19 protein-coding genes are annotated in these 26,102 nt (G+C 68.1%); 14 read left to right on the top strand and 5 right to left on the bottom strand.

Translation table 11 applies throughout. The features are described from left to right. Positions 1-25: 25 nt before the first annotated feature. The 4 genes from ASC95_RS05180 (at position 26) to ASC95_RS05165 (ending at position 4,056) form a co-directional block, all read left to right on the top strand. Positions 26-829 carry an ABC transporter ATP-binding protein gene (locus tag ASC95_RS05180; RefSeq protein WP_057296658.1) on the top strand — a complete coding sequence of 268 codons (804 nt, stop codon included), beginning with the start codon at positions 26-28 and terminating at the stop codon, positions 827-829. A 487-nt stretch (positions 830-1,316) separates the two neighbouring features. Then, positions 1,317-2,216 carry an intradiol ring-cleavage dioxygenase gene (locus ASC95_RS05175; protein WP_057296657.1) on the top strand — a complete coding sequence of 300 codons (900 nt, stop codon included), beginning with the start codon at positions 1,317-1,319 and terminating at the stop codon, positions 2,214-2,216. Next, positions 2,213-2,923: a response regulator gene (locus tag ASC95_RS05170; protein ID WP_057296656.1), complete on the top strand. Its 711-nt coding sequence runs from the start codon at positions 2,213-2,215 to the stop codon at positions 2,921-2,923. The genes ASC95_RS05175 and ASC95_RS05170 overlap by 4 nt, the downstream gene beginning before the upstream one ends. Continuing rightward, positions 2,917-4,056 (top strand): ATP-binding protein, encoded by a 1,140-nt coding sequence (locus ASC95_RS05165; protein ID WP_057296655.1) that lies wholly within the window; start codon positions 2,917-2,919, stop codon positions 4,054-4,056. Before ASC95_RS05170 ends, ASC95_RS05165 begins: the two co-directional genes overlap by 7 nt. Here ASC95_RS05165 and ASC95_RS05160 read toward each other — a convergent pair. Continuing rightward, positions 4,053-4,949 (bottom strand): AraC family transcriptional regulator, encoded by an 897-nt coding sequence (locus ASC95_RS05160; protein ID WP_057296654.1) that lies wholly within the window; start codon positions 4,947-4,949, stop codon positions 4,053-4,055. The two genes, ASC95_RS05165 and ASC95_RS05160, sit on opposite strands and share 4 nt — an antisense overlap. Positions 4,950-5,046: 97 nt before the next feature. Here ASC95_RS05160 and ASC95_RS05155 point away from each other — a divergent pair, with 97 nt between their 5' ends. After that, positions 5,047-5,790 carry an SDR family oxidoreductase gene (locus ASC95_RS05155; protein WP_057296653.1) on the top strand — a complete coding sequence of 248 codons (744 nt, stop codon included), beginning with the start codon at positions 5,047-5,049 and terminating at the stop codon, positions 5,788-5,790. 4 nt (positions 5,791-5,794) lie between these two features. Here ASC95_RS05155 and ASC95_RS05150 read toward each other — a convergent pair whose 3' ends face one another. Next, positions 5,795-6,292, bottom strand: a complete 498-nt coding sequence (locus ASC95_RS05150) for a cupin domain-containing protein (RefSeq protein ID WP_200960068.1) — start codon at positions 6,290-6,292, stop codon at positions 5,795-5,797. Positions 6,293-6,368: 76 nt separating this feature from the next. Between ASC95_RS05150 and ASC95_RS05145 the strand changes: the two genes are divergently transcribed. Then, entirely contained in the window at positions 6,369-7,814 is a 1,446-nt protein-coding gene (locus ASC95_RS05145) for a PLP-dependent aminotransferase family protein (protein WP_057296652.1), read from the top strand. Positions 7,815-7,888: 74 nt separating this feature from the next. Next, positions 7,889-8,683, top strand: coding sequence for a hypothetical protein (locus tag ASC95_RS05140; RefSeq protein WP_057296651.1), 795 nt, complete (start codon positions 7,889-7,891; stop codon positions 8,681-8,683). Between the two features lie 59 nt (positions 8,684-8,742). Here ASC95_RS05140 and ASC95_RS05135 read toward each other — a convergent pair whose 3' ends face one another. Then, entirely contained in the window at positions 8,743-9,999 is a 1,257-nt protein-coding gene (locus ASC95_RS05135) for an ANTAR domain-containing response regulator (RefSeq protein ID WP_057296650.1), read from the bottom strand. A 195-nt stretch (positions 10,000-10,194) separates the two neighbouring features. Here ASC95_RS05135 and ASC95_RS05130 point away from each other — a divergent pair, with 195 nt between their 5' ends. Both ASC95_RS05130 and ASC95_RS05125 read left to right on the top strand, forming a co-directional pair. Continuing rightward, positions 10,195-11,454 (top strand): nitrate/nitrite transporter, encoded by a 1,260-nt coding sequence (locus ASC95_RS05130; protein WP_057296649.1) that lies wholly within the window; start codon positions 10,195-10,197, stop codon positions 11,452-11,454. A gap of 60 nt (positions 11,455-11,514) precedes the next feature. Next, positions 11,515-11,979 carry a hypothetical protein gene (locus tag ASC95_RS05125; RefSeq protein ID WP_057296648.1) on the top strand — a complete coding sequence of 155 codons (465 nt, stop codon included), beginning with the start codon at positions 11,515-11,517 and terminating at the stop codon, positions 11,977-11,979. Positions 11,980-12,012: 33 nt separating this feature from the next. On the opposite strand, the gene ASC95_RS05120 is transcribed toward ASC95_RS05125, so the two are convergent. After that, on the bottom strand, positions 12,013-13,761 hold the full coding sequence (locus ASC95_RS05120; protein ID WP_057296647.1) for a bifunctional protein-serine/threonine kinase/phosphatase: 1,749 nt from the start codon (positions 13,759-13,761) through the stop codon (positions 12,013-12,015). A gap of 205 nt (positions 13,762-13,966) precedes the next feature. On the opposite strand from ASC95_RS05120, the gene nirB reads away from it, so the two are divergent. From nirB to cobA, 5 genes are all read left to right on the top strand, one after another. Beyond that, the gene (gene nirB, locus ASC95_RS05115; protein WP_057297058.1) at positions 13,967-16,429 is read left to right on the top strand and encodes a nitrite reductase large subunit NirB; all 2,463 of its coding nucleotides are present in this window, start codon (positions 13,967-13,969) and stop codon (positions 16,427-16,429) included. Then, positions 16,429-17,208, top strand: a complete 780-nt coding sequence (locus ASC95_RS05110; RefSeq protein ID WP_057296646.1) for a type IV pili methyl-accepting chemotaxis transducer N-terminal domain-containing protein — start codon at positions 16,429-16,431, stop codon at positions 17,206-17,208. Before nirB ends, ASC95_RS05110 begins: the two co-directional genes overlap by 1 nt. A 5-nt stretch (positions 17,209-17,213) precedes the next feature. After that, positions 17,214-17,597, top strand: a complete 384-nt coding sequence (gene nirD, locus ASC95_RS05105) for a nitrite reductase small subunit NirD (RefSeq protein ID WP_057297057.1) — start codon at positions 17,214-17,216, stop codon at positions 17,595-17,597. 161 nt (positions 17,598-17,758) lie between these two features. After that, entirely contained in the window at positions 17,759-20,500 is a 2,742-nt protein-coding gene (locus ASC95_RS05100; protein ID WP_057296645.1) for a nitrate reductase, read from the top strand. Then, positions 20,497-21,249, top strand: coding sequence for a uroporphyrinogen-III C-methyltransferase (gene cobA / locus ASC95_RS05095; RefSeq protein ID WP_057296644.1), 753 nt, complete (start codon positions 20,497-20,499; stop codon positions 21,247-21,249). Before ASC95_RS05100 ends, cobA begins: the two co-directional genes overlap by 4 nt. A 106-nt stretch (positions 21,250-21,355) precedes the next feature. Here cobA and ASC95_RS05090 read toward each other — a convergent pair whose 3' ends face one another. Then, the gene (locus ASC95_RS05090; protein ID WP_057296643.1) at positions 21,356-25,828 is read right to left on the bottom strand and encodes an NACHT domain-containing NTPase; all 4,473 of its coding nucleotides are present in this window, start codon (positions 25,826-25,828) and stop codon (positions 21,356-21,358) included. Positions 25,829-26,102: the final 274 nt, after the last annotated feature.

The raw sequence follows: 26,102 nt of genomic DNA, 5'->3' as shown, positions 1-26,102 counted from the left end.
TGACATCAATTCAACAGGAGTTGCCATGACGACCCGTCCTTTCATTCAAGTGCAGAACGCCGAAATGGTCTTCGCCACCCGCAAGGGGCGCTTCCATGCGCTGCAGGACGTCAACCTCGACGTGCAGCGCGGCGAGTTCATCACCTTGATCGGCCACTCGGGCTGCGGCAAGTCCACGCTGCTGAACCTCATCGCCGGCCTGCTGGCGCCGACCTCGGGCGCGCTGATCTGCGACGGCCGCGAGATCGCCGCGCCGGGCCCGGAGCGCGCGGTGGTGTTCCAGAACCACTCCCTGTTGCCGTGGCTCTCCTGCCTGGACAACGTGCTGCTGGCGGTCGAGTCCGTCTTCAGCGGCAAGGAGAGTCCCGCCCAGCTCAAGGTGCGCGCCCGCGCTGCGCTGGAGCTGGTGGGCATGAGCCACGCGCTGCACAAGCGCCCGCATGAGATCTCTGGCGGCATGAAGCAGCGCGTCGGCATCGCCCGCGCCCTGGCCATGGAGCCCAAGGTGCTGCTGATGGACGAGCCCTTCGGCGCGCTGGATGCGTTGACGCGCGCCAAGCTGCAGGACGAGCTGCTGAAGATCGTGGCGCGCACGCAGAGCACGGTCGTCATGGTGACCCACGACGTGGACGAAGCCGTGCTGCTGTCGGACCGCATCGTCATGATGACCAATGGGCCGGCGGCGACGATTGGCGAGGTGCTGGAGGTCGGCATTCCTCGTCCCCGCATGCGTGTGGAGCTGGCGGAAGATGCTCGCTATGTGGCGGCGCGCAAGGAGGTCATCGACTTTCTGTATACGCGACATGCGCATGTGGAGCAGGCGGCTTGATGGGTTGATGGCTGCGGAATGCTTTTGCGTAGAGCGCGTCCGCTCGCCGCATTGCCGGGGGTCCGTTCCGGCGGCCGGGTAACTTTGGCGAAACCTTCGGTTTTCTTCTGCGGGGCCAGAAGAACGTCACCAAAGAAGAGGCCCTGAACCGCACGCCATCGCGGCGCCGCTATCAGCGGCGCGCGAAAACACGCACTGGCATGGCGCCAACACGCGACCCGCTGCTATCCCTTTCACCAGCACTACCCGCTTAACGCCGGCTGCACGCCGTGCTCACCAGAAATGCATAGACAGCGGCGCTCGGGCGCCGCGATCCGTCGCGCTCACCCGCCCGACACGTCGCCCTAGCGACGCCGCATTCGTTGACGAGGCCGGCGTGCAGCCGGCGTTGCATTCAACGCCATATGTCCACGCCGACACAATCTGCCGATCCGCTCGATACATCCGAGCGATGCAATGCCTCCATCCGACACCAGAAGGAGCTGCAATGCACCATGATCACGACGCCAAGCATGACCACGACCTGGGCCTGGCCCACGACCTGAGCCGCCTGCACCAGCAGGCCTTCGAGCGCCGCACCGCGCTGCGCTGGCTGCTGGGCGCCGGCGCCATGTCGCTCACCGGCGCCAGCGGCATCGCGCTCAGCGGATGTGGCGGTGGAGGCAGCAGCGCGACGATGACGAGCGATTCATCGTCCAGCTCCGGTGGCGGCAGCTCGGGTGGCTCCACGACCACCACCAGCTGCTCCGTCATCCCGTCCGAGACCGAAGGCCCCTACCCGGGCGACGGCTCCAACACCGCCAACGGCAGCGTCGCCAACGCGCTGGCCCTGTCCGGCATCGTGCGCAGCGATATCCGCGCCAGCATCGCCGGCGCGACCGGCGTCGCCACGGGCGTGCCGCTTCAGGTCATCATCGAGCTTGTGAACACCAATGCGGCCTGCGCCGACCTGTCCGGCTATGCCATCTACCTGTGGCATTGCGATGCGCTGGGCCACTACTCCATGTACTCCAGCGGCGTGACCGGCGAGAACTACCTGCGCGGCGTGCAGGCCACTGGGAGCGATGGCACGGCGGTCTTTCAGACGATCTACCCGGGCTGCTACGCGGGCCGCGTGCCCCATATCCACTTCGAGGTCTACCGCAGCACGACGACGGCGACGAACTGGAACAACAAGCTGCGCACCTCGCAACTGTGCTTCCCCTCCGAGTCCAACACGGCGGTCTACGCGACCAGCGGTTATGGCAACAGTGCCGCGAACAACGCCGCGAGCAGCCTGTCCAGCGACGGCATCTTCAGCGACGGCTATTCAACGCAGATGGCCACGATGACGGGCTCTGCCAGCGCCGGCTATGTCGCCCGACTACAGGTGGGTATTTCTGCATGAATGGACACTGCCTCGTCGTCGACGACGACGCAGAGATCCGCGCCAACCTGACGGCCTATCTGGAAGGCTTTGGCTGGCGGGTCAGCGCGGCGGCCGACGGACGGGGCATGCGCCAGCAGCTGACGGGTGGCCAGGTCGACGTCATCGTGCTCGACCTGATGCTGCCCGGCGAGGATGGCCTTGCCCTGTTGCGCTGGCTTTCGACGCAGGCGGATTCACCACCGGTGCTGATGTTGACCGCGCGCGGCGACACGATGAGCCGCGTCGTCGGCCTGGAGCTGGGCGCAGACGACTACCTGGCCAAGCCTTTCGAGCCGCGCGAACTCGTCGCCCGGCTGCAGGCCCTGGTGCGTCGTTCGAACAAAGGCTCCGGCCCCCAGGACGACACGCGCCTGCTGCGCTTTGGCCGCTGGCGTTTCGACCGCATGACGCGCCAGCTCATCAACGCCGACGACGTCGGCATTGCGCTGTCCAGCGCCGAATTCCGCCTGCTCGCGGCCTTCACGCAGCGCCCAGGCCGTGTACTCAGCCGTGACCAGCTCATCGAGCTGACGCGCGCACCCGGTGTCGACGTCAACGACCGCAGCATCGATCTGGCCGTGTCGCGGCTGCGCGCCAAGCTGGGCGACACCGCCCGAGAGCCCAGCCTGATCCGCACCGTGCGCGGCGAGGGCTATCTGTTCGATGCCGAGGTGAGCCCGTGCTGAAGCCGTGGAAGGACTGGGATCGCCTGGGCTTGCGCCTGTTCCTGCTGATGTGGGCGGCCCTCGCGCTCAGCCATCTGGCGGCCTGGAGCCTGGTGGCGCAGACGCTGCGAGGGCCGGGCATGGACGCGCGCCCCGGGCCACCCCCCGTGCATGGTGACCGCGCGCACCCGATGCCCCCGCCACCTGACAGCTTCGGCGGATTTGGCGACGCCGGCCCGCCGCCGCGCAGTGAACACGTCGCCCGGGTGCCCACCTTCCCATCGCTGCCGCCCGACCTGCCCTGGCGCTCCAGCCTCGTGGATTACGGTGTGCGCCTGCTCGTCATCGCTCTGGCGGCCTGGTGGGGCTCGCGCTGGCTGGCCCAGCCCGTGCGCCGCCTCGTTGCCGCAGCGCAGGGGCTGACGCCGGCGCTGGCACAAGGCCGCCCGGCGCCTGCGCTCGACGAGGCCGCCGGCACCCGCGAGGTGCGCGACGCCGCCGCCGTGTTCAACCGCATGGCGGCCGAGCTGAGCGGCCAGTTCGAGGAGCGCGGCCTGATGATCGCGGCCATCTCCCACGACCTGCGCACGCCGCTGACCCGCATGCGGCTGCGGCTGGAAACCGGCGAAGTCGAGCGCAGCGTGCGCGAGCGCTGCGTCGAGGACATCCGCGAGATGAACCGGCTGGTGGAAAGCGTCATCGAGGTGTTCCGCCCGGCCGAGACTGCGCACCCGCAGCGTGTCGATCTTTCTGCGCTGGCCCAGTCCGCGGTCGACGATCTGGCGGAGACCGGCGCCGCCGTCAGTTTCGCGGGGCCGCCTGCCGTCGTCAGTGCCGACCCGGTCGCGCTGCGCCGCGTCGTCGACAACCTCGTCGGCAATGCACTGCGCTACGCGGGCAGCGCCCAGGTCAGCGTCGAGCTGTCCGCCGGCGTCACCCGCCTGGTCGTGGAAGACAACGGCCCCGGCATCCCCGAGGCCGAGCTGGCGCGTGTGCACCAGCCCTTCCGCCGCGTTGAAGGCTCGCGCAACCGCCAGACCGGCGGCACGGGGCTGGGCCTGTACATCGCCCAGCAACTGGTGCGCCGCCAGGGCGCGCTGCTGGTGCTGGCCAACCGGGCGGAAGGCGGGTTGCGGGTCGAGGTGGTGTTCTAGGCAGACCGCGCATACCGCGCCGGTGGCTGGCCCACGTGGCGCGTGAAGGCCACGCTGAAGGTGCTGGCCGAGCTGTAGCCGACGCGCTCGGCCACGTCGGCCACGCCCAGGCTCTCGTCGCGCAACAGCCGCCGCGCCAGAGCCATGCGCCAGGCCAGCAGATAGCTCATCGGCGCGACGCCCACCGCGCGGTTGAAGCGTTCGAAGAAGGCTGAGCGCGACAGCGCCGCCTCCCGGGCCAGTGAGGCGACGGTCCAGGCTTGGGCCGGTGCTTCGTGCAATCGGCGCAGCGCGGCGGCCAGGCGCACGTCGGCCAGGCCGCGCACCAGGCCGGGCGACGCGGCGGTGCCGGCCGCACAGCGCAGAGCCTCGATGAGCAGCACCTCCAGCAGCCGCGCCAGCACCTCGTCGCGCGCGGGCCGCTCCGCGCCGGTTTCATCAATGAGCAGCCGTACCAGCGCCGTCAACCGCGGCTCGCCGCGCACATGCATCAGCTGCGGCAGCAGCGAGACCAGCAAGGCCGCATCCGGCGAGCCGAAGCTGCAATGCCCCACCAGCAGCCGCACGTCGACCGGGCCATCGGCGTTGCCGACGCGGTAGCTGCCGTCGGCCAGCCGCTCCGGCAGCGTCAGGGGCAAGTTGGCCGCGGCCGGGCCGGCGCTGCTGGTCGTGAAAGGCAGCGAAGCGGGCACCAGGGCGAAGTCGCCGGCTTGCAGGTCCAGCGGCGGCTGCCCGTCGACCGTGAGGCGGCAGGCGCCCTCCAGCACGACCACATAGAAGGGCAGGCCGGCGTCGGCGCGGCGAACCCGCCAGTCGCCCGCCCCGGCAACCACCTTGGAAAAGCGCGCGCCGGGCTGCAGGAGGCCGACAACTTCGGCGAGGGGATCGGTCACGACAGGACGTTCGCGAATGTTTTTTGGACTTCTGATTGTAGGAAGTCCTGTGTCGCCGCCCTATCGTGGCGTATCCCCCAACCCCCAGGAGTTCCCCATGAAAACCGTGCTCATCACCGGCTGCTCGTCCGGCTTCGGCCTCGAAACCGCGCGCCACTTCCTCGACCAGGGCTGGCAGGTCGTAGCGACGATGCGCGTGCCGCGCGACGACCTGCTGCCGCGCAGCGAACGCCTGCGCGTGCTGGCGCTGGACGTGACCGACGCCGCCAGCATCCGCTACTGCGTGGACGCGGCCGGTCCCATCGACGTGCTGGTCAACAACGCCGGCATCGGCCTGCTGGGCGCGCTGGAAGGCATCCCCATGGCGGGCGTGCGCGAGATCTTCGAGGCCAACACCTTCGGCACGATGGCGATGACCCAGGCGCTGCTGCCGCAGATGCGCGAGCGCCGCTCCGGCGTGGTCATCAACGTCACGTCCAGCGTGACGCTGAAGGCGCTGCCGCTGCTGACCGTCTACACGGCGAGCAAGGCGGCGGTGAACGCGTTCACCGAGTCGCTGGCCTTGGAGTTGCAGCCCTTCGGCATCCGCGCCTGCGTGGTGCTGCCGGGCCGCTCGCCCACCACCCGCTTCGCCGAGAACGCGCGCTCGCGCATGCAGGGCAGCATCCCCGAGGCCTATGCGGAGCTGGCCGAGCGGGTGTTTGCCAGCTGGGCGCAGCAGCCGGCGGGCGAGGTCACGCATGGGCACGATGTGGCCCTGGCTGTGTGGCGCGCGGCCACGGACCCCAGCTGCCCGATGCGCCTGCCCGCCGGTGCCGACGCGGTGGCGTTGGCGGCCTGACAGCTCACGCGGCTGGCGCGGCTGGCGCGAGGCGCGGCGTCAGGCCGCGCGACGCGCAGAAGTCACGGTAGCCGGCGATCACGTCGGCCGTCGTGATGTGCCGTTGCACCGTGCCGTCGGCCGCCACGTAGTCCACGTCGCCACGCACGACGACATGCAGCACCAGCACTTCGTCGCCGACGGCCTCCCAACTGTCGACATTGCCGACGGGCTCGTAGACATAGTCGCCCGCACTGATGATGCGGCCGTCGTCCAGGCGGCGTTGGCCCTGCATGTTCAGGCCATGCACCTCGCCGTGGTGGCGGTGCAGCGTCAACTTCGTTCCCGGCGTGAGCCGCATCAGCTCCACCCAGCCGCCATCGGCAAGGAACTGCAGCGGCAGCGACCACTTGCCCGGGCCTTCGGGAATCCAGGCGTCCAGCCCGGCGCGGCGCAGTGCTGCGTCGACGTGGGCCCGAACATGAGGTTGCAGGCCGTCGAAGGGTGTCGTCATCGCGCTCATGGCAATCTCCTGTGTTGCAGGGCGCTAGAGTGCCGGCTTGCATGGCTCCACAAAAGAGCCAAATTGAAGAGAAGACATGGAGCCAAGCCTGGAACTCGATCTGCAGCTCGCCGCGCGCGGTTCGCGCCTGGCCAGCCTGCATGCGGCGCTGCGTGACGCCATCGCCAGCGGGCGCCTCGCACCGGGGCTGCGCCTGCCGTCGTCACGCGAGCTGGCAGCGCAAATGGGCGTGTCACGCAACACGGCGGTGGCGGCCTATGAGCTGCTGGCGTCCGAGGGCTGGCTGGAGTCGCGCGGCGCGGGTGGCAGCTTCGTCGCCGAGCTGCCGCGGGCCGCGGTGAGCGTGTCGGACCGCGCCAGCGTCGCGCCCTGGGCCGACAGCCGCTGGCTGCGCGGCGAGAGTGGCGGGTGGCCGGCAGCGCTCACCAGCGGCCCGGCGCCGGCCTATCACTTCAAGACCGGCATGCCAGACACGGCAAGCTTCCCTTTTGACGTGCTGCGCCGCCTGCACACGCGCGCGCTGCAGGCCGCCGCGCGCGAGCCGGCAAGCTATCCGCCGGCGCAAGGCCTGCCGGCGCTTCGGGCCGCCATCGCCGGCCATGTGTCGTCGTCCCGCGCCGTGGCCTGCACGGCGGACGACGTGGTCATCACTGCTGGGGCCCAGCAGGCCTTCGACCTGATCGCGCGCGTGCTGGTCACACCGGGCCAGACGCTGGCGGCTGTTGAGAACCCCGGCTACCCGCCGCTGCGCGCCGCGCTGCTGGGCGCGGGGGCAAGGCTGGCGCCGGTAGCGCTGGACGCTGAGGGGCTGGTCGTCAGCGCCCTGCCGGCGCAAGCGCGCATCGTCTGCGTGACGCCATCGCATCAGGCGCCGCTGGGCATGGCGATGTCGCTGCCGCGCCGCCGCGACCTGCTGAATTGGGCCGCCGCGCACCAGGCCGTCGTCATCGAGGACGACTACGACGGCGAGTTCCGCTTCACGTCGCGGCCTTTGGATGCATTGAAGACGCTGGACCGCGATGGCCGCGTGTTCTACGTCGGCACCTTGTCCAAGAGCATGCTGCCGGGGCTGCGCCTGGGCTATGTCGTGGCACCGGCCTGGGCGCGCGAGGCGTTGGTGGCAGCCAAGCATGCGGCCGGTTTCGGCACGCCGGCGTTGACGCAGGCCGCCGTGGCCGACTTCATCGCCGAGGGCCATCTGTTGCGGCATGTGCGCCGCATGCGCGCCGAGTACGCCCAGAGGCGGCGCGTGCTGGAGCAGATGCTCACGCGCCATCTGGGTGATCGGGTGGACATCTTCCCGGCCATTGCAGGCCTGCACCTGGCCGTGGCGCTGCCCGGCGTCGACGCCGACGAGCTGACGCGCCGCGCCTGGGCCGCCGGTGTCGGCGTCGAGCCGCTGAGCCGTTATGCGCTCGGCGAGGGCGATGTGTCCGGCCTGGTGCTGGGCTACGGCAGCGTCACGGCGGCGCGCATTCCCGAGGCCGTGCGTCGCCTCGCAAAAGCGCTTGGCACCCTCTGAATCGCTGAACTTGGCTCTGTGACCGGCCGCCCGGCCTGCCTAGGCTGTAGGCCTGGCAAATCACGGAGCACCCCATGGCCCACTTCATGTGCCGCACCTGCGGCACCGAGCACGACGACAGCGCCCAGCCGCCGGGGCTGTGCCGCATCTGTAGCGACGAGCGGCAGTACGTCGGCTGGCAAGGGCAGGCCTGGACGACACATGACGAGTTGGCCACCCTCCACCGCAACCGGCTGGAGATGGATCACGCGCTGTTCGGCATCGGTGTCACGCCCGGCTTTGCGATTCCACAGCGGGCGCTGCATCTGGCCGAGGCGGGTCTGCTCTGGGAAAGCACGGCGCTGGTCACCGATGAGGCGGTGGCCGAGCTGAAGCGGCGCGGCGGCGTCGAGCGCATCGCCATCTCCCACCCGCATTTCTATTCGGCCATGGTGCGCTGGAGCGACGCGTTGGGCGGCGTGCCCATCTTCGTACACGAGAACGACCGGGAATGGGTGGCGCGTTGCTCGCGCTGGGTGGAGTTCTGGCGCGGCGACACGCTGGACCTGGGGCGCGGCGCGACGCTGCTGCGCTGCCCGGGGCATTTCCCCGGCAGCACGGTGCTGCACTGGTCGGGTGACGGACGCTCGCTGCTGCTGGCGGGTGATGCGCTGCATGTGGCCCAGGACCGGCGGCATGTGAGCTTCATGTACAGCGTGCCCAACCATGTGCCGGCAAGGCCGGCGTTGGTGAGGGAGACGCAGGCGAGGCTGCGTGGGGTTCCATTCGACGACGTCTATGGGTTCACGTGGGGGCTGAACATCATCGGCGGCGGGCGGGCGGCGGTGGACGCGTCGTTTGAACGCTATTTCGAGATGGTGGCTGGGTAGGTTGAAGGGCTGCTTTGGCGGAGAGTGCGTCTGCTCGATGCAAAAACAACCAAAGCACCTCACCCCAAGATCAGCTGCAACGACCCCTGCAAGGCCTGGATCAACGCCTCCAGCGCCTGCAGCAGCCTCTCGCTGCCCTGGTGCATGCGCTGCACCGCGTCGCCCTGCTCTACGCGCAGGCCACGCAGCAGCAGCAGCCAGGCCTCGTCCACGTCCTTGAAGGCTGGTTGCAGCGTCGGGCCTGCAAGCGGCGCGGCGCGCACGCCGTCATAGGCCTTGATGAACTCATCGAGCCCCGCGGCGAGGCCGCTGGCATCGTGGCCTGGCATGACCTGGGCGAGCAGGCCCTCCTTGGCCAGGCGCTGGCTCAGCAGCCGCAGCCGCGTGACCTGGGCCAGCAGCCCGACCGGCCGCTGCCCAGCGCGCTCGGACAGACGGGCGACCAGCGTCTCGCTGCTTTCCAGCAGGCGCTGGGCGGCGCGGTCGCTGCGGCTGAGGTCGGGCTGGCGGTTGGCCAGCGCGGCGTCCAGCTGAGCCCAGGCGGCCGATACGGCAGACAACTCCTCGGCCAGATCGTGGCGCAGCAGCTCGGCCAGCCGGGCGAGATTGGCCGCCACGCGTTCGGCCGACGCGTCCAGCAAGGCCTGGGCCTCGCGGCGCTCGGGCGGCGTGAGTTTCGGCCACTGGCGCAGGGCCTGCAGCTTGACCAGGCGCTGGCTCAGCATGCGCTGGGCGCCGGCCCGCTCCAGGGCTTCGGCCAGCTCGCTCGTGTGCACGACGCCGCGCGCCACCTCGGGCAACTTGGACTGGGTCTGCATTGCGGTATTGCGCAACAACGCGAAGGCGGCCGCCTCGTCAATGCCGCGGGCCTGCATCAACAGGCCCTTGGCTCGTTCTGTCCACTTGCGCTCGTCCAGCTTGGCCTGGGCGGCGAGCTCGCGGGCCTGCTGCTGGGCAGTCAGATCACGCGCCCACAGCAAGGCCTCGCCCAGCACGCTGGCATCCACGTCGGCCGGCAGCCATTGCACGGCACCGCGGGCCAGCGCGGTTTGGCGTTCGGCGGCTTCGGGCGGTGGCGACAGCAGCACCACGGGCAGGCCGAAGGCCCGCTCGGAGTGCAACAACTGCGCCAAGGCGGTGCGGTCCGGGCACCAGAGCAGCCCGACGGCCGGACCGTCGGCGGGCGGCGCAAGCTCCGAAACAGTGCGCGCAGACCAGCCCAGGGCCTGCAAAGCGGCCATCTGGGGCGGCGGTTCAGGGCTGCAGATCAGTGGGGGCAGCGAGGACAGCGGGGTAGAGGCGGCGGTATCAGGCATGGCTTCAGGCTTCACGCCCCAAAACGGCGCAAGAAACAGGCCAGCGACGTTGCCAGCGGGTAGGCATGAGGCTTGCAAGTATCGGCCGTGGCTCCCGCAATGGTGCAGGAGCCCTCCCGCTGCACGTCCTTGCCGCCCTGGCACGCGACCGGTGGGTGGCCGTGGGCGCTTGCAGCCAGCAAGATAGAGCCCAAGATGTCCGCCCTGCAAAACTTCAAACGCGCCGGCCACAGCCCCACGCTGTTCGCCGCCTTCCTGTACTTTGCGTTCTCCTGCTGCATCTGGGTGCTCAATGGCGCGCTGGCGCCCTTTATCAGCGAGGCCTATCACCTGACGCCGGCCCAGAAGGGGCTGATGCTGTCGATCCCCATCATGGCCGGCGCGCTGATGCGCTTTCCGCTCGGCCTGCTGTCGCAGTACATCGGCCGCAAGAATGCGACGCTGGTTGAGATGGGCATGATCGCCGTGGCCATGCTGTACGGCTTCTTCATGGTCAAGAGCTATGACGACCTGCTGGCCATGGGTGTGCTGCTGGGCATTGCCGGCGCCAGCTTTGGTGTGGCGCTGAGCCTGGGCTCGGGCTGGTTCCCGCCGCAGTACAAGGGCCTGGCCATGGGCCTGGTGGGCGCGGGCAATGTCGGCACGGCGGTGTCGGTGCTCGTCGCGCCGCCACTGGCCCAGGCCTATGGCTGGCAGACGGTCTATGCCTTCGCGGCGGCCGCCATCCTGGTGCCGATGCTGGTGATGATCATCTTCGCCAAGGAGCCGCCTGATGTGGACGCGCATGCCTCGCTGCGCGAGCATGTGGCCTGCCTGTTCGAGAAGGACGGCTGGGCCTTCAGCCTGATCTACGGCGTGACCTTCGGCGGCTTCATCGGCCTGACGACTTTCCTGCCCACTTACTACTACGACCAGTTCGGCGTCTCCAAGGTGCAGGCCGGCCAGCTGACCATGCTGGCAGCCTTCATGGGCGCGGCGGTGCGCGTCGTCGGCGGCTGGCTGTCGGACCGCTGGGGCGGCGTCAACATGCTGACCTTCGTGCTGGTCGTCGTCGCCATCACGCTGGCCCTGATCGGCATGAGCAGCGGCTCGCTGGTGCTGACGACGCTGCTCCTCATCGTCTGCTTCGCGGCCCTGGGCGCGGGCAATGGCGCCCTCTTCCAGTTGGTGCCGCTGCGCTGGCCCGCGGCCACGGCCGTGGCCGGCTCGATGATCGGCGAGATCGGCGCCCTGGGTGGCGGCCTGGTGCCCAACCTGATGGGCCTGTCCAAGCAGCATGCCGGCACCTACGCCTGGGGCTTCGTCGTCTTCGCCGTGCTGGCCGTGTTGATGCTGGGCGTCATGCGCGTCATGCAGATCCGCTGGACGCGCACCTGGGCCGAGAAGGGTGGCCGCGCACGCCAAGCCGCCGTGGCCGGCCAGGACGCCGACCCGGTGCATTACCAGCGCGTCTGAATCGCGGCTGCCCCTCGCGCGGGGGACAGCCCGACGCGCAACTCTCGGCACACTGGGCGCATGAAGACCCTCATCGCCCTCACCCTCGTCGGCCTGGCCGCCGGCGCCCAGGCCGCCACCAGCTGCAAGATAGGCGGCGCCGACATCCGCGTTTCCGACAGCTACGCCGACTTCAATTACTCGCCCAGCGGCAAGGCGGGCGCGACGGGCAAGCTGTCGCGCTTTCGGCTGATGACGCTGGACGGCGGCGAAGCCCCGACCAGCAACGTCGAGCTGAAGACCGTCGACATCACGGGCCCAGGCGACTACACGCTGTCCATGGAGTCGCTGTGGCGCTCGGTCATCCGCGTGCAAGGCAAGAGCCAGCGCGTGACGGCCGGCAAATTCCACTTCACGCGCTTCGAGATGAAAGACACGGTTGGCCATGCGGCGGGCACGGTCGAGTTCACAACCGGCCAAGCCAGCGGCTCCTGCACGTTCGATGTCGAGGTGAAGGGCATCAACCGCGACCGCCTCGGGCTCTGAATAGGGCCTGCGTTGCCGTAGCGTTAACAGGCCCTAGCGAGGCAGGAAGGCCAGCCAGGCGATCAGCAGCAGGTTGAGCAGCACGGACAGGCCCAGGCCGACCTGCCAGACGCTCGCCGCCTCGCGCGCGGCCTTGGGCGGGCGCGCGGAGGCCGGCTGGTCGCGCGCGGCCAGCCGCTCGAGCGCCAGCAGCAACTCGTCGGCCGTCTCGAAGCGCGCCTTGGCTTCGCGGGCCACGGCGCGCATGACGAGGCGATCGAGCGGCATGGGCACACTGGGCTGCAGCCGGCTGACGCTGGCCGGCTCGCGTCGATAACGGGCCAGCTGGTAGGGCTCGATCTCGCCATAGGGCAGGCGGCCGGTCAGCGCCTGGTAGAGCGTCACGCCCAGTGCAAACAGGTCAGAACCGGCATCGGCCGGCTGCGGCGGATCCTGCCATTGCTCGGGGTTGATATAGCTGGGCGTGCCGGCATGCAGCTCGCGCGAAGCCGCGGGAGCGCGTGAGCTCAAGGCAACACCCAGGTCCAGCACGCGCCACTGGCCGTCTTCACCCAGGTGCAGATTGGCCGGCTTGATGTCGCGGTGCACGACGCCGGCGGCGTGCAGCAGGCTCAATGAGCGCGCGACGGCGCTGGCCAGGCCCAGCGCCTGGACGGTGTCCAGCGGGCCTTTCGCCAGCAGTTGCTCCAGCGTGTGGCCGCCATGCCAGTCGAACACCGCATAGAAGTGGGTGGCGCCGTCGGCCGGCGCATGCACGCGCACAAAGCCGCTCTCACCGCCACGCCGGCGGTGCCGTGGCGCCTCCGCAAGCCGCAGGCCGAGCCAGATCTCGTGGGCCAGCATGGCGCGCTCTTCGGGATCGTCGGCGCGACCCGGGCGCAGCATCTTCAGGGCCACGAGGCGCCCGCTGGCGAGCTCGCGCGCCTGCAAAAGGCGGTGCACGCCGTTGTCGGCGACCACGGCGGTGACCTGGTAGCCGTCCAGCGTCGCGCCGACGCCGAGCGGCCCGGGGCTGGGCAAGGTTCGGCCCAATGCCGCGAGGTCGTTGAGGCCCGGGTCAGCCAGATCCTTGACGTCGAGGACGAGGGCGGTCGCGTTGTCGTGGCTGCCGGCCGCCAATGCCGCAGCGGTCAGTGCATCGGCCGCCGCCTGGGCGCCGGGCGTGGTGCGCAGCAGGTCGGCGATCTGACGGCTGCGCAGGGTGCCGTGCACGCCATCGCTGGTCAGCAGCAGGCGGTCCCCCACCTTCAGCTCGCCGGCGCTGTGGTCCAGGCGCAGCGCATCGTCCAGGCCCAGGGCGCGCGTCAGGCCGGCGAAGTCGCGGCGCTCCATGCGATGGTCCTGGGTCAGCAGCAGGCATTGGCCGTCGCGCAGCAGCCAGGCTCGGCTGTCACCGACATGTGCCAAGGCATAGCGACGGCCTCGCAGCGCGAGGGCCGTCAGTGTCGTCAACGCCTCGCGCGGCTGACCGTCCGGCCCGGGGCGGCGGTTGTGTGAAGCGAGCCAGGCGTTCTGGTGGCCGAGCAGGCGGTCCAGCGCCACGCTGGTGTCCCAGTCGGCCGGCACGCCGTGGAAGTCGCGCAGCAGACTCATGACCGAAGTCTGGGCGGCCATCAGACCATCGCCATTCGAGTGCTCACCCCCACTGACGCCATCAGCCAGGGCGGCCACCCAGCCGCGCTCGGCCTCGTGCGCAGCCGGCGCCTGCACGCCGGCGAAGTCCTCGTTGCGGGGACGCTTGCCCTGCAGGCTGGACAGGCCGGTATCGAGTTCGAAGCGCATGCGTGAGAGTGGATCACCAACGGGCGCCTGCCCGCTCTTGGTGCGATTTTTAGGATGAGTGCACCCGCACCGGGCCGGAAACCGCTTCGGTGTGGGGCGCTGTCCGCCGTGGAACACGGTGCAGCGGGGAAAACGGGCCAGCTTCATCGCTGGCACATGCCTTGCAAAGCAAAGGGCAGACCAGCTTTGTTGTATGGAGTCCGGCATGAAGAAGATGAAGCTCGTGATGGTGGGCAACGGCATGGCCGGCGTGCGCACGCTGGAGGAGCTGCTGAAGATCACGCCGGACCTGTACGACATCACCGTCTTCGGTGCCGAGCCGCATCCGAACTACAACCGCATCCTGCTCAGCCCCGTGCTGGCCGGTGAGCAGACGATCGACGAGATCATCCTGAACCCGCTCTCCTGGTATGAGGAGAACGGCATCACGCTGCACCTGGGCAAGACGGTCACCGAGATCGACCGCGTGCGCCGCCGCGTCATCGCGGCCGACGGCAATGGCGAAGAGGTTTGGGCGGAGTACGACCGCCTGCTGATCGCCACCGGCTCGAATCCCTTCATCCTGCCGGTGCCTGGCAAGGACCTGGACGGCGTGATCGCCTACCGCGACATCGCCGACACCAACGCGATGATCGAGGCCGCCACACAGTACAAGCACGCCGTCGTCATCGGCGGCGGCCTGCTTGGCCTCGAAGCCGCCAACGGGCTGATGCTGCGCGGCATGCAGGTCACTGTCGTGCATCTGGTCGACACGCTGATGGAGCGCCAGCTCGATGGCGTCGCCGGCGACCTGCTGCGCAAGTCCCTCGTCGACCGCGGCCTGAACTTCATGTTGGGCGCGCAGACGCAGGAACTGGTGGCGGGTCCATCGGGCCGCGTCCAGGCCATCAAGCTCAAGGACAAGGACGGTCAAGTCATCGATGTACCGGCCGACCTCGTCGTCATGGCCGCCGGCATCCGCCCGAACACGGCGTTGGCCGAGAAGGCCGGCCTGCACTGCAGCCGCGGCATCGTCGTGACCGACACGATGCAGACCGTCACCGACCCACGCGTCTACTCGGTCGGCGAGTGTGCGGCCCACCGCGGCATCGCCTACGGCCTGGTGGCGCCGCTGTTTGAGCAGGGCAAGGTCTGCGCGACGCACCTGGCCCAGTTCGGCATCGGCCGCTACCTGGGCTCATCGGTCAGCACCAAGCTCAAGGTGACGGGCATCGACCTCTTTTCCGCCGGCAACTTCACCGGCGGCGCGGGCACCGAAGAGATCGTCATGAGCGACCCCTTCGCCGGCGTCTACAAGAAGCTCGTCATCCAGAACGACCAGCTCGTTGGCGCCTGCCTGTATGGCGACACGGTGGACGGCGGCTGGTACTTCAAGCTACTGCGTGAGGGCCGCAAGATCGGCGACATTCGCGACAAGCTGATGTTCGGCGAGGCCGGCGCCAACATTGGCGACGTGGGCCACCAGGGCGTGAGCCGCGCGGCAGCGATGGCCGACACCGATGAGGTCTGCGGCTGCAATGGCGTCGCCAAGGGCACCATCTGCAAGGCCATCCGCGACAAGGGCCTGTTTACGCTGGACGAGGTGCGCAAGCACACCAAGGCAAGCGCGAGCTGCGGCAGCTGCACCGGCCTGGTCGAGCAGCTCATCATGTTCACGGCTGGCGGCGACTATTCGGCCGCGCCGAAGAAAAAGGCCATCTGCGCCTGCACCGACGCCAGCCACCAGGACACGCGCGAGGCGATTGCCAAGGCGCATCTGCTGACCAAGGAAGACGTCTTCCGCGCGCTGGACTGGAAGACACCCAATGGCTGTGCCACCTGCCGCCCGGCCATCAACTACTACCTGATCTCGACCTGGCCCAAGGAGGCCGTCGACGATCCGCAGAGCCGCTACATCAACGAGCGCTCACACGCCAACATCCAGAAGGACGGCCGCTATTCGGTCATCCCGCGCATGTGGGGCGGCGAGACGACCAGCTCGGAGCTGCGCCGCATTGCCGACGCGGTGGACAAGTACCAGATCCCCACCGTCAAGGTCACCGGCGGCCAGCGCATCGACCTGCTGGGCGTGAAGAAGGAAGACCTCGTCAACGTCTGGAAGGACATCGGCATGCCCTCGGGCCATGCCTATGCCAAGGCGCTACGCACGGTGAAGACCTGCGTGGGTTCGGAGTGGTGCCGCTTCGGCACGCAGGATTCGACGCAGATGGGCAAGGATCTGGAGCGGGCGCTGTGGCGCATGTACGCGCCGCACAAGGTCAAGATCGCCGTGTCGGGCTGCCCGCGCAACTGCGCGGAGGCCGGCATCAAGGACGTCGGCGTCATCGGCGTCGATTCGGGCTGGGAGATCTATGTCGCCGGCAACGGCGGCATCAAGACCGAAGTGGCCGAGTTCTTCTGCAAGCTGAAGACGCCCGAGGAAGTGCTGGAGTACAGCGGCGCCTTCCTGCAGCTCTACCGACTGGAAGGCTGGTACCTGGAGCGCACAGTGCACTACGTCGCCCGCGTCGGCCTGGACCATGTGAAGAAGAAGATCCTCGAGGACGCTGACAACCGCAAGGCATTGTGGGCACAGCTGCAGTTCAGCCTGGATGGTGAGCCCGACCCGTGGTTCGACTTCGACAAGGCGCATGTGGACCTGCGTCAGTTCGACAAGGTGGCCGTCTGATGTTGAACCGCCGTCACGCGTTTCTCGGCAGCGTCGCGTTCGCGGGACTGCCGGCGCTCGCCCAGGGGCGCATCAACCAGCTCGGCGAAGCCATCGACAAGGCTGGCGCTCAGCGCATGCTGAGCCAGCGCATGGGCAAGGCCTGGCTGGGTCAGCTGCGCCCGGAACTGGCTGACCGCGCCCGCACCGTGCTGCAGGCCAGCGAGGCCCGCTTCGAACGCCAGTTGAGCGAGCTGCTCGCCTTTGCGCCCACACCCGAGATTGCCGGCACCTACAAGGCCATGCAGCACCGCTTCGGCGACTACCGTGCCTTGCTGCAGAGCAAGCCGAGCCGCGAGCGCGTCGATGAACTGCTGCAAACCTCCGGTGAAATGCTCAGCCTGGCCCATGTCGCCACCGGCCAACTGCAGCAGCGCTCCACCACGACGACCGCGATGCTGGTCAACATGTCGGGCCGGCAACGCATGCTGTCGCAGCGACTGGCGCTGTTTTTCATGGCTGGCCAGCAGGGCGCGCGATCCGACGTCGTGGGCAAGGAAACGGTCAAGGCCCGCGCCGAATTCGAGACCGCCATGCGCGTGCTGGGTGCGGCCCCGGAAGTGACGTCCGCCATCCGCGACAACCTGGAGTTGGCACGCAACCAATGGGTCTTCCTGCAGTCGGCACTGGCCGGCGAGAGCCAGGGCCCGCAAGCGGCCAACGACGTGTTCGTGGCGAGCGAGAACCTGCTCGCCGTGATGGAAACCGTGACCGGGCAGTTCGCCCGCCAGCTGGGGTGATGACCATGGACGACTGGACCCGCATCTGCGCCCTGCAAGATATCCCCGTGCTGGGCTCACGCCGCGTGCAGCGCACTCAGGGCATCGACGTTGCCTTGTTTCGCAACGCCGACGACGAGGTCTTCGCGCTGCTGGACCGCTGCCCGCACAAGGGCGGCCCGCTGAGTCAGGGCATCGTCTTTGGGAAGAGCGTGGCCTGCCCGCTGCACAACTGGACGATCGGCCTGGCCGACGGCTGCGCCCGCGAGCCCGACGAAGGCTGCACGCCGAGCTTTCGCGTGAAGCTGGACGGCGGCGAGGTATTCCTGCTGCAGACCGAACTGGAAACGCTGGCCCTGGATCTGCCCGCCCCCGTGGCTGGTCCCAAGATTTCGATTGCGGTGGCCTGAAGGCTGACGATTCAGCCGAGCTAGAAGAACATGAAAGAGACAAAGTCCACCTGTCCCCGTTGCGGATGCGCGCCGAAGCGCGATCCGCTATGCGGGCATATGAAGCACTCCCCTCTCGTCCCCTCGCCAAGCGAGGGGCTCTGCAACGAAGGGGTACGGCGATGAAGGAAACGAAATCCACCTGCCCCTATTGCGGCGTGGGTTGCGGGGTCGTCATCGAGCATGACGGCACGCAGATCACCGGCGTGCGCGGCGACCCCGACCATCCGGCCAACTTCGGCCGGCTCTGCACCAAGGGCACCAACCTGCACCTGACGGCCACGCCTGTCGTCATCCAGCACCAGCGCCTGCGTGAGCCGATGCGACGCGCCGCGCGCGGCGGCCAGGCCGAGGCCATCAGCTGGGCCGCAGCCAACCGCGAGATCGCCGACAAGCTGCTGGCCATCCGCGACGAACACGGCCCCGAGTCCATCGGCGTCTACATCTCCGGCCAGTTGCTGACCGAGGACTACCACGCCTTCAACAAGCTGGCCCGCGCCGTCATCGGCACGCCGCACATCGACTCCAACTCACGGCTGTGCATGAGTTCGGCCGTGGTCGGCTACAAGCAGGCCCTGGGCGCCGACGCGCCGCCCTGCAGCTACGAGGACATCGAGCTGGCGGACTGCGTGCTGATCAGCGGCGCCAACCCGGCCTGGGCCCATCCCATCCTGTTCCGCCGCCTGGAAGCGGCGCGCGCGAACAAGCCGGGCCACAAACTCATCGTCATCGACCCCCGCCGCACCGAGACGGCCGAGCTCGCCGACCTGCACCTGCAGATCCGCTCCGGCACCGACGTGGCGCTATGCCACGGCCTGCTGCATGCCGTCATTTGGCAGGGCTGGACGGCCGGCGACTTCATCGCCAACTCCACCGAGGGCTTTGACGCGCTGAAGGAACTGGTGCGCGACTGGGCGCCCTCGCGCGCCGCCCAGGTCTGCGGCGTGAAGGAAGCCGACATCTGGCAGGCGGCTGAATGGTTCGCGACCTCGCCGTCGTCCCTCAGCCTGTATTGCCAAGGCCTGAACCAGAGCAGCAGCGGCACGGCCAAGAACACGGCGTTGATCAACCTGCACCTGGCCACCGGTCAGATCGGCAAGCCCGGCGCCGGCCCCTTCTCGCTGACGGGCCAACCGAACGCCATGGGCGGCCGCGAGAGTGGCGGCATGGCGACGCTGCTGCCTGGCCATCGCGACCCGGGCAGGGCCGAAGATTGGGCGGAGATCGAATCACTGTGGGGCGTGCCTGGCCTGCCGGGCAAGCGCGGCCACACGGCCGTCGAGATGTTCGAGGCCGCCGCCCGCGGTGAGATCAAGGCGCTGTGGATTGCCTGCACCAACCCCGCCCAGTCCATGCCCGACCAGGCGACGGTCCGCAAGGCGCTGGAGCGCTGCGAACTCGTCATCCTGCAGGAGGCATTCGCCCACACGGCCACGGCCAAGTACGCCGACTATCTGCTGCCCGCTGCGACGTGGGGCGAGAAGGAAGGCACCGTCACCAACAGCGAGCGCCGCATCAGCCGCGTGCGCCCGGCCGTGCCGGCAGCTGGTGAGTCCCGCGCCGACTGGCGCATCGCGCGCGACATCGCCACGTTGATCGACGCCGGCCTGGGCCGCCCGTCGCGCATCACTGCAACGACTTCCGAAGACCTGTGGCTCGAGCACCGCGAGGCCACGCGCGGCCGCGATCTCGACATCACCGGCCTGTCCTGGGCCACGCTGGATACCGAAGGCCCGCAGCAATGGCCCTTTGTCAACGGCCCGACGGCACGCCTCTACACCGATGGCCGCTTTGCCACGGCCGACGGTCGCGCGCGCTTCATCACCAAGCCTTATCAAGCCACCGCCGAGACCGCCACGCCGAAGCGGCCGTTTGCTCTGACCACCGGCCGCATGCGCGACCAGTGGCACGGCATGAGCCGCAGCGGCAGCGTGCCGCGCCTGTTCGCCCACGAAGGCAAGCCGCTGGTGCGCATCCATCCGAGCGACGCCGCGCGCCGCAAGCTGGCCGACGGTGAACTCGTGCACGTACGTTCGCGCCGCGGCGAACTGGTGCTGCCCCTCAAGCTCGACCAGAACGTGCCGCTGGCCGGCGCCGACATCGCCATGCACTGGGGCGACGAGTTCATCGGCGCCCAGTTCGGCGTCAACGCCGTCACGCAAGGCGCTTTCTGCCCCGACTCCAAGCAGCCCGAGCTGAAGTTCAGCGCCGTCGCCATCGAGCCCGCCGACCTGCCCTGGCGCCTCAGCGCCTGCGCCTGGGTCGCACCCGAGGACGGCCCGCGTCTGCGCGAGCAGCTGCGCGCGCTGATGCCGCGCTTCGGTTATGCGCACTGCCTGCCCGAGCCGGCCAGGGGGGAACAGGTCGGCTGGGCCTTCGAGGCCGCCTGTGCCGAGGCGCCCGCGCCCGAGCTCGTCGACGAACTCGCCGCCGTGCTCGGCCTGAACAGCCCCGCCGTGCTGCGCTACGCCGACGCCCAGCGTGGCCGACTGCGCCTGCTCAATCTCGACGGCGATGACCTGCAGGCGGCACCGCTGCAAGCCCTGCTGCGCGTGGGCCAGCATGACGAAGGCGTCTGGCTGGTCGACCTATGGCGCGAGCGCACCGCGGCGTCGACAGTCGGCCGCTGGCTGCTATCTCCCGGCGCGCCGCCCACCAATACGGTGGCCGCCAGTCCGCAGGTCTGCAACTGCTTCGACGTGCGTGAGGACGTCATCCGCCTGACGCTGACCCGCTGCAGTGGCAGCCCGGCCGAACGCCTGTCGCAATTGCAGGGCGAAAAGCGCTGCGGCACCCAGTGCGGCTCCTGCCTGCCCGCGCTGCGCCGCCTGGTCGCCACGACTCCTGAAGAGGTACCCGCATGAGCTCCCATGTTGTCTCGCTCGTCGGCGCCGGCCCCGGTGATCCGGAACTGCTGACCGTCCGCGCCTTGAAGCGCATCGAAGCCGCCGATGTCGTCCTTGCCGACGACCTCGTCGACCCACGCGTGCTGGCGCTTGTGAAGGGCCGCTTGCTGCGCGTCGGCAAGCGCGGCGGTTGCATCTCGACGGACCAGCACTTCATCCACGCGCTGATGATCCGCGAAGCCCGCGCCGGCCATCGCGTCGTGCGCCTGAAGGGCGGCGACCCCTTTGTCTTCGGTCGCGGCGGCGAGGAGGTCGACGCGTTGCGCGAGGCGGGCCTGGAAGTGGAAGTCGTCAGCGGCCTGACCAGCGGCATCGCCGGCCCCGCCGCCGTCGGCATCCCGGTCACGGACCGCCGCGCTTCGCCCGGCGTCATCCTCGTCACCGGCCACCCCGGCGAGGGCCGTGCCGAGCCCGATTGGGCGGCCCTGGCCCGCACGGGTCTGACGCTGGTCATCTACATGGGCGTGGCCCGCGCGGCCGACATCACCGCCAAGCTGATTGCCGCCGGCTTGAAGGCTGAACTGCCGGCGGCCATCGTCAGCGCTGCGCATACAGCCCAGCAACGCCATGCGGTGACGACGTTGGCCGGGCTGCAGGACTGCATCGCCCGCAAGGGGCTGAAGAGCCCGGCGTTGCTGGTCATCGGCGAGGTAGCCGCACACGCCGCGCTCGATGCCATGCAGCACAGCGAGCGCAACGTAGGCTGAGGCGTTCACCCGAGACTGATCGCCAAGCTGCGGGCAGCCGCTTCAGGCTGGGTACGGACACTCGCTTCAACGTCACCCAGTGACGGCTTTCACTCAGAGCTGGATTTCATGGTGTCTTCCAGCAGTGCTTCACTGTTTGGTCGCCGGGGGCCACGCTTAGGACTGGCAGCGTTGGCCAGGGCGCGCCAGTTGCGATGTCCGGGTGGCGCGTCTCCCCCGGAGCTACGCCATACATGTCCCGAAGTTCATCGATGCGGACCAGGCACCCCAGCGCAAGGCTGGATTCGATTCCGGTCTCGGTGCGCGATAGCTCGAAAAGGCGCTTTCGTAGTGAAGGCGCGGGTGTACTGATCTGTTCGTATGCGCCGGCCCAATCTGATAGGGGCCGCCGCTCGACGACAAGATTTTCGATCGCCGAATCGAGCGTGCCGCTGAAAACTCTTCCGGTCGCGACGTGGCTTTCGACAAGGAGCATGACGCCGGCCTCGTCGGGCGTTTCCGCCACGGCGTATTCCAAGACCTCCATCGCCGGCGGTGCAACGCCGGATGCCAACCGCGCATACACGTCGGCACGGAACGCTGGATGGCACTGCATTCCGGCAGCAAGCCTTCGGCCAAACGTCCAGGTGTCTGGCCGCCTCCCCTCGCCCACCGCTTCGCCATCGCAGATCAGGTCAAGCAGCATGCGGAGGGACGACAGTGTGTCCCGCTTCTCCAAAGCGGCAAACCAGTCGTACTCGGACAGGACGCGTGGGTCCTCCTTCGCCAATCCCAGCAAAATCTGCTCGGCCGTGTCGGACGGGGCAAACCCCAAAGCCGACAGCAACGGGCGAAGACGCCATGGCAGCCGGACGTGGGGTTGCAGGCGCGCGAGCACTTCGAGCGTCGCCTCTGGTCGGCTGGTGAACGGCAACAGCAACAGCCAACGATCGATCTCGCCCTGGCTCTGCTCCAGGAGCCAGGGCTTGGTCTTCGCGTCCTCCAGCAACGCATCGATGCTTTCGACGATCAACTGGGCTTCAATCGATTCGCCCGCGTTGACAAGGGCCGTGAAGAACCGGAGCTTCTTGCTGTATGGCTGTGTCAGTCGTTTCAGCTGATCTATGGCGGCGTGCTTGTCACCGTACGGTAGGCCCACGCCTATAGCTGCAAGCTGTAGCGCGTGGGCCTGTGCTTCCCCGTCTGCGGCATTTCGCAGCAGCCTGTCCACAGCGCCAAAGATCGCTTCTGCGATCGGCGAGGTCGCCAGGGTCGCCGAGCCCTGCCGCTCAAATCGCCTCGCCCGCACATTGGAGAACGCCGGCGGTCCTCCGAAGGGCGTTTCGTCTGTCATCCCCAGCTGTCGCTGCCCAATCGCACACAGCGCCCCTGCGGCGTCGATCCCGAACCCGCCATGGCCGGCATCCATGAGATAGGACTGCAATGTCGCGATTGCTTGATCGTCACCGATCGCGACAAACGCGCGCGCATATTGCAAGGCCCAAGAGTGAGAGGCTTCTGACGCGGGATCGTGCTTGCCGTGTGCCCACGCCGCGGCGCGCTCTTCACGCTGCTGGCGCCATTGCTTCAGGTCGCGGGCCAGCATGCGCGCAAGCGGCTCCGCCAGCTCCGGAGCGGCCAGCCTCTCGATGGCACGCGCAACTTCGCCGAGGATGCTCCGCGGGGAACTTTCATCCGCGAGCAGCACGTCGACCCACTTTCGGACGATCGCGATCAATGGGTCGCGAGAGGCATCACTGAGGTCCAAGCGGCCATCATCCCCACTTCCGCCGTGCCGCGCTATGAGAGCAGCCAAGTGCCTGATGCTCGTCGGATCTGAAGTTGCTGCGCGTGCCAGCATGGCCGCCATGAAGGACTCCACTGGCGTCAACGCGATGAGGCCCTGAACGCGATGGTATTCATCGTAGGAGATCCCAGGCGGCGTCAGCTTGAGCTGTTCGCGCATGCCAGGCAGCGCGTCAATGAGCTTGCCGGTCGTGGCGGGGCCGAGAAGCCCCGCCGCAGCGTTTGAGAGTTGCGTCTCGCTGCCGGCCTCTAGCGCGAGTTCGACGATCGGCCCGTCGTCAACGATGACATCGCTACCGCGGAGCAGTTCCTCGGTACGGAAGGGGAATGGAAGTCGCCGTTCCAGCCGGCCAAGAAGCGCAGCCCTGACTTCTTCGGGGTAGAGCCGGCCGGCTTCGTCGATTGCACTCCAGGCGCGTTCTTCCTTGTCGCTGAAGTCGCCCATCTCGATCAAGGGCTTAATTGCCGCCGCCACGGCCTGCCGATCGTCTTTCCGGCGCAGCAGCGCGCGCAGTTTCCGCGCGGCACTTTGCTCTTCCTGTGCCAACTGAGCGGCTTCCTGGCGCACACGCTCCACAAGCCCGGTCGGCAGTGAATCCTCCGCATATCCCTTCCGCGCGAGCGCCTGCCAGACTTCACGCGGCGCCGCGGTCATCAGGCGCTGCATTTGGCGATTTGCCTGTCGGAAATGCAGTGATTCCGCGATGCTGGTCTTCACGTCGGTGTCCTCGTCGGACAAGGCGATGCTTGTGGCGATCTCGATACCCTCGATACCGCCGTACATCACCAGCTCAGATAGCAGGTGCGACCTATGCTTGGGTGGCAGCTCGGAGATTCGGCCGGCTATTTCGCTTCCTAAAACAGAAGGCCGGAAGCGGCCGCCGGCGCGCATCGCCTCCAGATACACCTGATCGTCCGGGTCCGCTATGAATGACCACAGAATGTCCGAGAACTCGGTGCGGCCGGTCTTGATCATGAACCGGACCGCGCGGTCGATTTCCTTGGGGGTGTGCCAGCGGCCAGCAAACTCGACCACGCGATCCTTGACGGCAGTCCAAAGCGCGTCCGAGCCTCGATAGATCGCCTCGGCGGCAAGCATCGGGTCAATGGTGAGCGCTTCGAGAACGAGGGTGGCGGCGCCCGCGACACCGTCAGCGTCTCCACGCGAAGCCCTCTCGCATGCAAACAGCACCGCCTCTTCCCACGCGTGCGCATCGAGGACGTCGATTCGCATGCGCTGGCGGGCCTCGGCATTGCCGCCTCCAGCGGCCCGCATGAGTGCTTCGACCTCATGTGAGGCGAACCACTCTTGAAACTGTTGGTGCTGAAACTCGACGCCGCTCGCGGTGCGGACCAGCAGGTGGTGGCTGACAAGAGCCGCCAGGACGGCATCGGGCTGTGGCGCCGCCATCTGGCCTTCGCGGACAAGGCGGCCCGCTACATCGCTTATCACGCTCTTGGCACGACGGTCCGACACGGTGACGCTGTCCGCCATGGTCGCGTCGATGGCTATGGCCGACAACATCTCTCTATGGAGTCCCGCCGCGACGCTGCCCAAGACTTCGTGCGCGGCGGCGGCGCGGTCAATTTCAGCAACGAAGAGGCGCAGCACTTCCTCTTTTGTAGTGGGCAGCTTTCCGTCTGGCGTGTCCGTGAGGAGTTTCGTTAGGTACAGCGGGATCGCGACAAGATCGCGCAACCCGGGCGTTCGCCAGGCCTGATCGAGCAAACCCTCCCCGGCCTCGCCGCGGTAAGCGCGCGCGATAGCCAGCTGTTGTGCTTCCGACAACGGTTCAATTTCGACCACCGGGCCCGAGATCGGCACATCCAGTGCCTGAACGCGCGTGCTCATCACGATCCCGAGGTCCGGGTAGTCACGCTGCATGCCTTGAATCTCAGAACGCAGTCGCCTGCGCGACGACGTATCCAGCTCGTTCCATCCATCCATGCATAGGACCAAGCGGCCCGCGCCAGCGAGAAGTTTCAAATGCTCCTCGCGCTCCCCTGCGAACGCGGCCCGCCGAACGATGGACTGCAGCAATGTTTGGCCCTGCGCAGACCATTCGCTCAGCGGTATGAAGGCCGCGACAAGGGTCTCGTTGGTCCCAATGCTGCGGACGACCTGTAGAAGCGTCGTCGTCTTTCCCATGCCAGGCGGGGCGACGACAGCGATCTCGTTGAATGTCCCAAACGCGGCGGCGAGTCCGGCAGCTTCAAACGGCGTGACACGCTCGGCTTCGATCAGTCGCAGCCCAAGCGCGATTGCGCCAACAGGAGACTTCAGCGCAGCGACAAACGCGTCGAGGTCTCGTGCAGCGGCGGCCCGCAGTCGCGGCGTTACAGACTCGACGGTGTCCTGTGGCGCGAGACCGAGCCGTTGCGCCAGTTCGAAACTCGACGGTGCGGCTTCGTGCTGCCACGCACTCGCATCGGGCGCTTGCAAGGTGAGGATTGCGAGGGCCGATGTTTCCTCCGCCTGCTTCTTCCAGCTCTTGAGTTTGTCGACCGTGAAATGAGCAGGATCGTCATCAATCTGCTTTGCATGCGCCGAGCACAGCCAGATGCCATTCGATGCGTGTTGCCGCTCTTCGGCGGACTGCGTCGGGTCATAGCGGGGACCGCCTGGCGCTGCTGCCCGGATGTGCGCTGCAATGCCGACGTTGACCGCCTTGGTGTCATTGCCGACCGCCGCGCCGACGGTCAGACGCCGGCAGTCTGGATTCGAGCAAGCGTAGCCAGCGCGGCCGGCGAGCGTGCTTTTTGTCCTTGCGGAAAAGTCATCGCGTGTCGCCACCGCCGCTGCTTGCCCTCGTTTGCCACCCTCTAATCGTAGCCCGATGACAAGAATTCGGTCCGACGGATGGGTCGTGTTACTGCCAGTTTAGGTTTGGTCAAGGCAGCATATTGTTCGGTTCTCAGTTCGGATGGCCGCATGCCGCGACGAAGCCGCCAGTGAGCGCGAAAAGTTCAAGGACAGCGACCGCTGCGAAGCGGAAGCGACACAGCCACTCAAGGCACCATGCCGCAGTCCACGCCTGACCGCGATAAGGCTCATCCGCCTCGACCGG

It is taken from the genome of Pelomonas sp. Root1217, assembly GCF_001425705.1.
In the GTDB taxonomy this organism is placed as follows: domain Bacteria; phylum Pseudomonadota; class Gammaproteobacteria; order Burkholderiales; family Burkholderiaceae_C; genus Pelomonas.
This window is presented reverse-complemented; position numbering and strand designations above follow the sequence as displayed.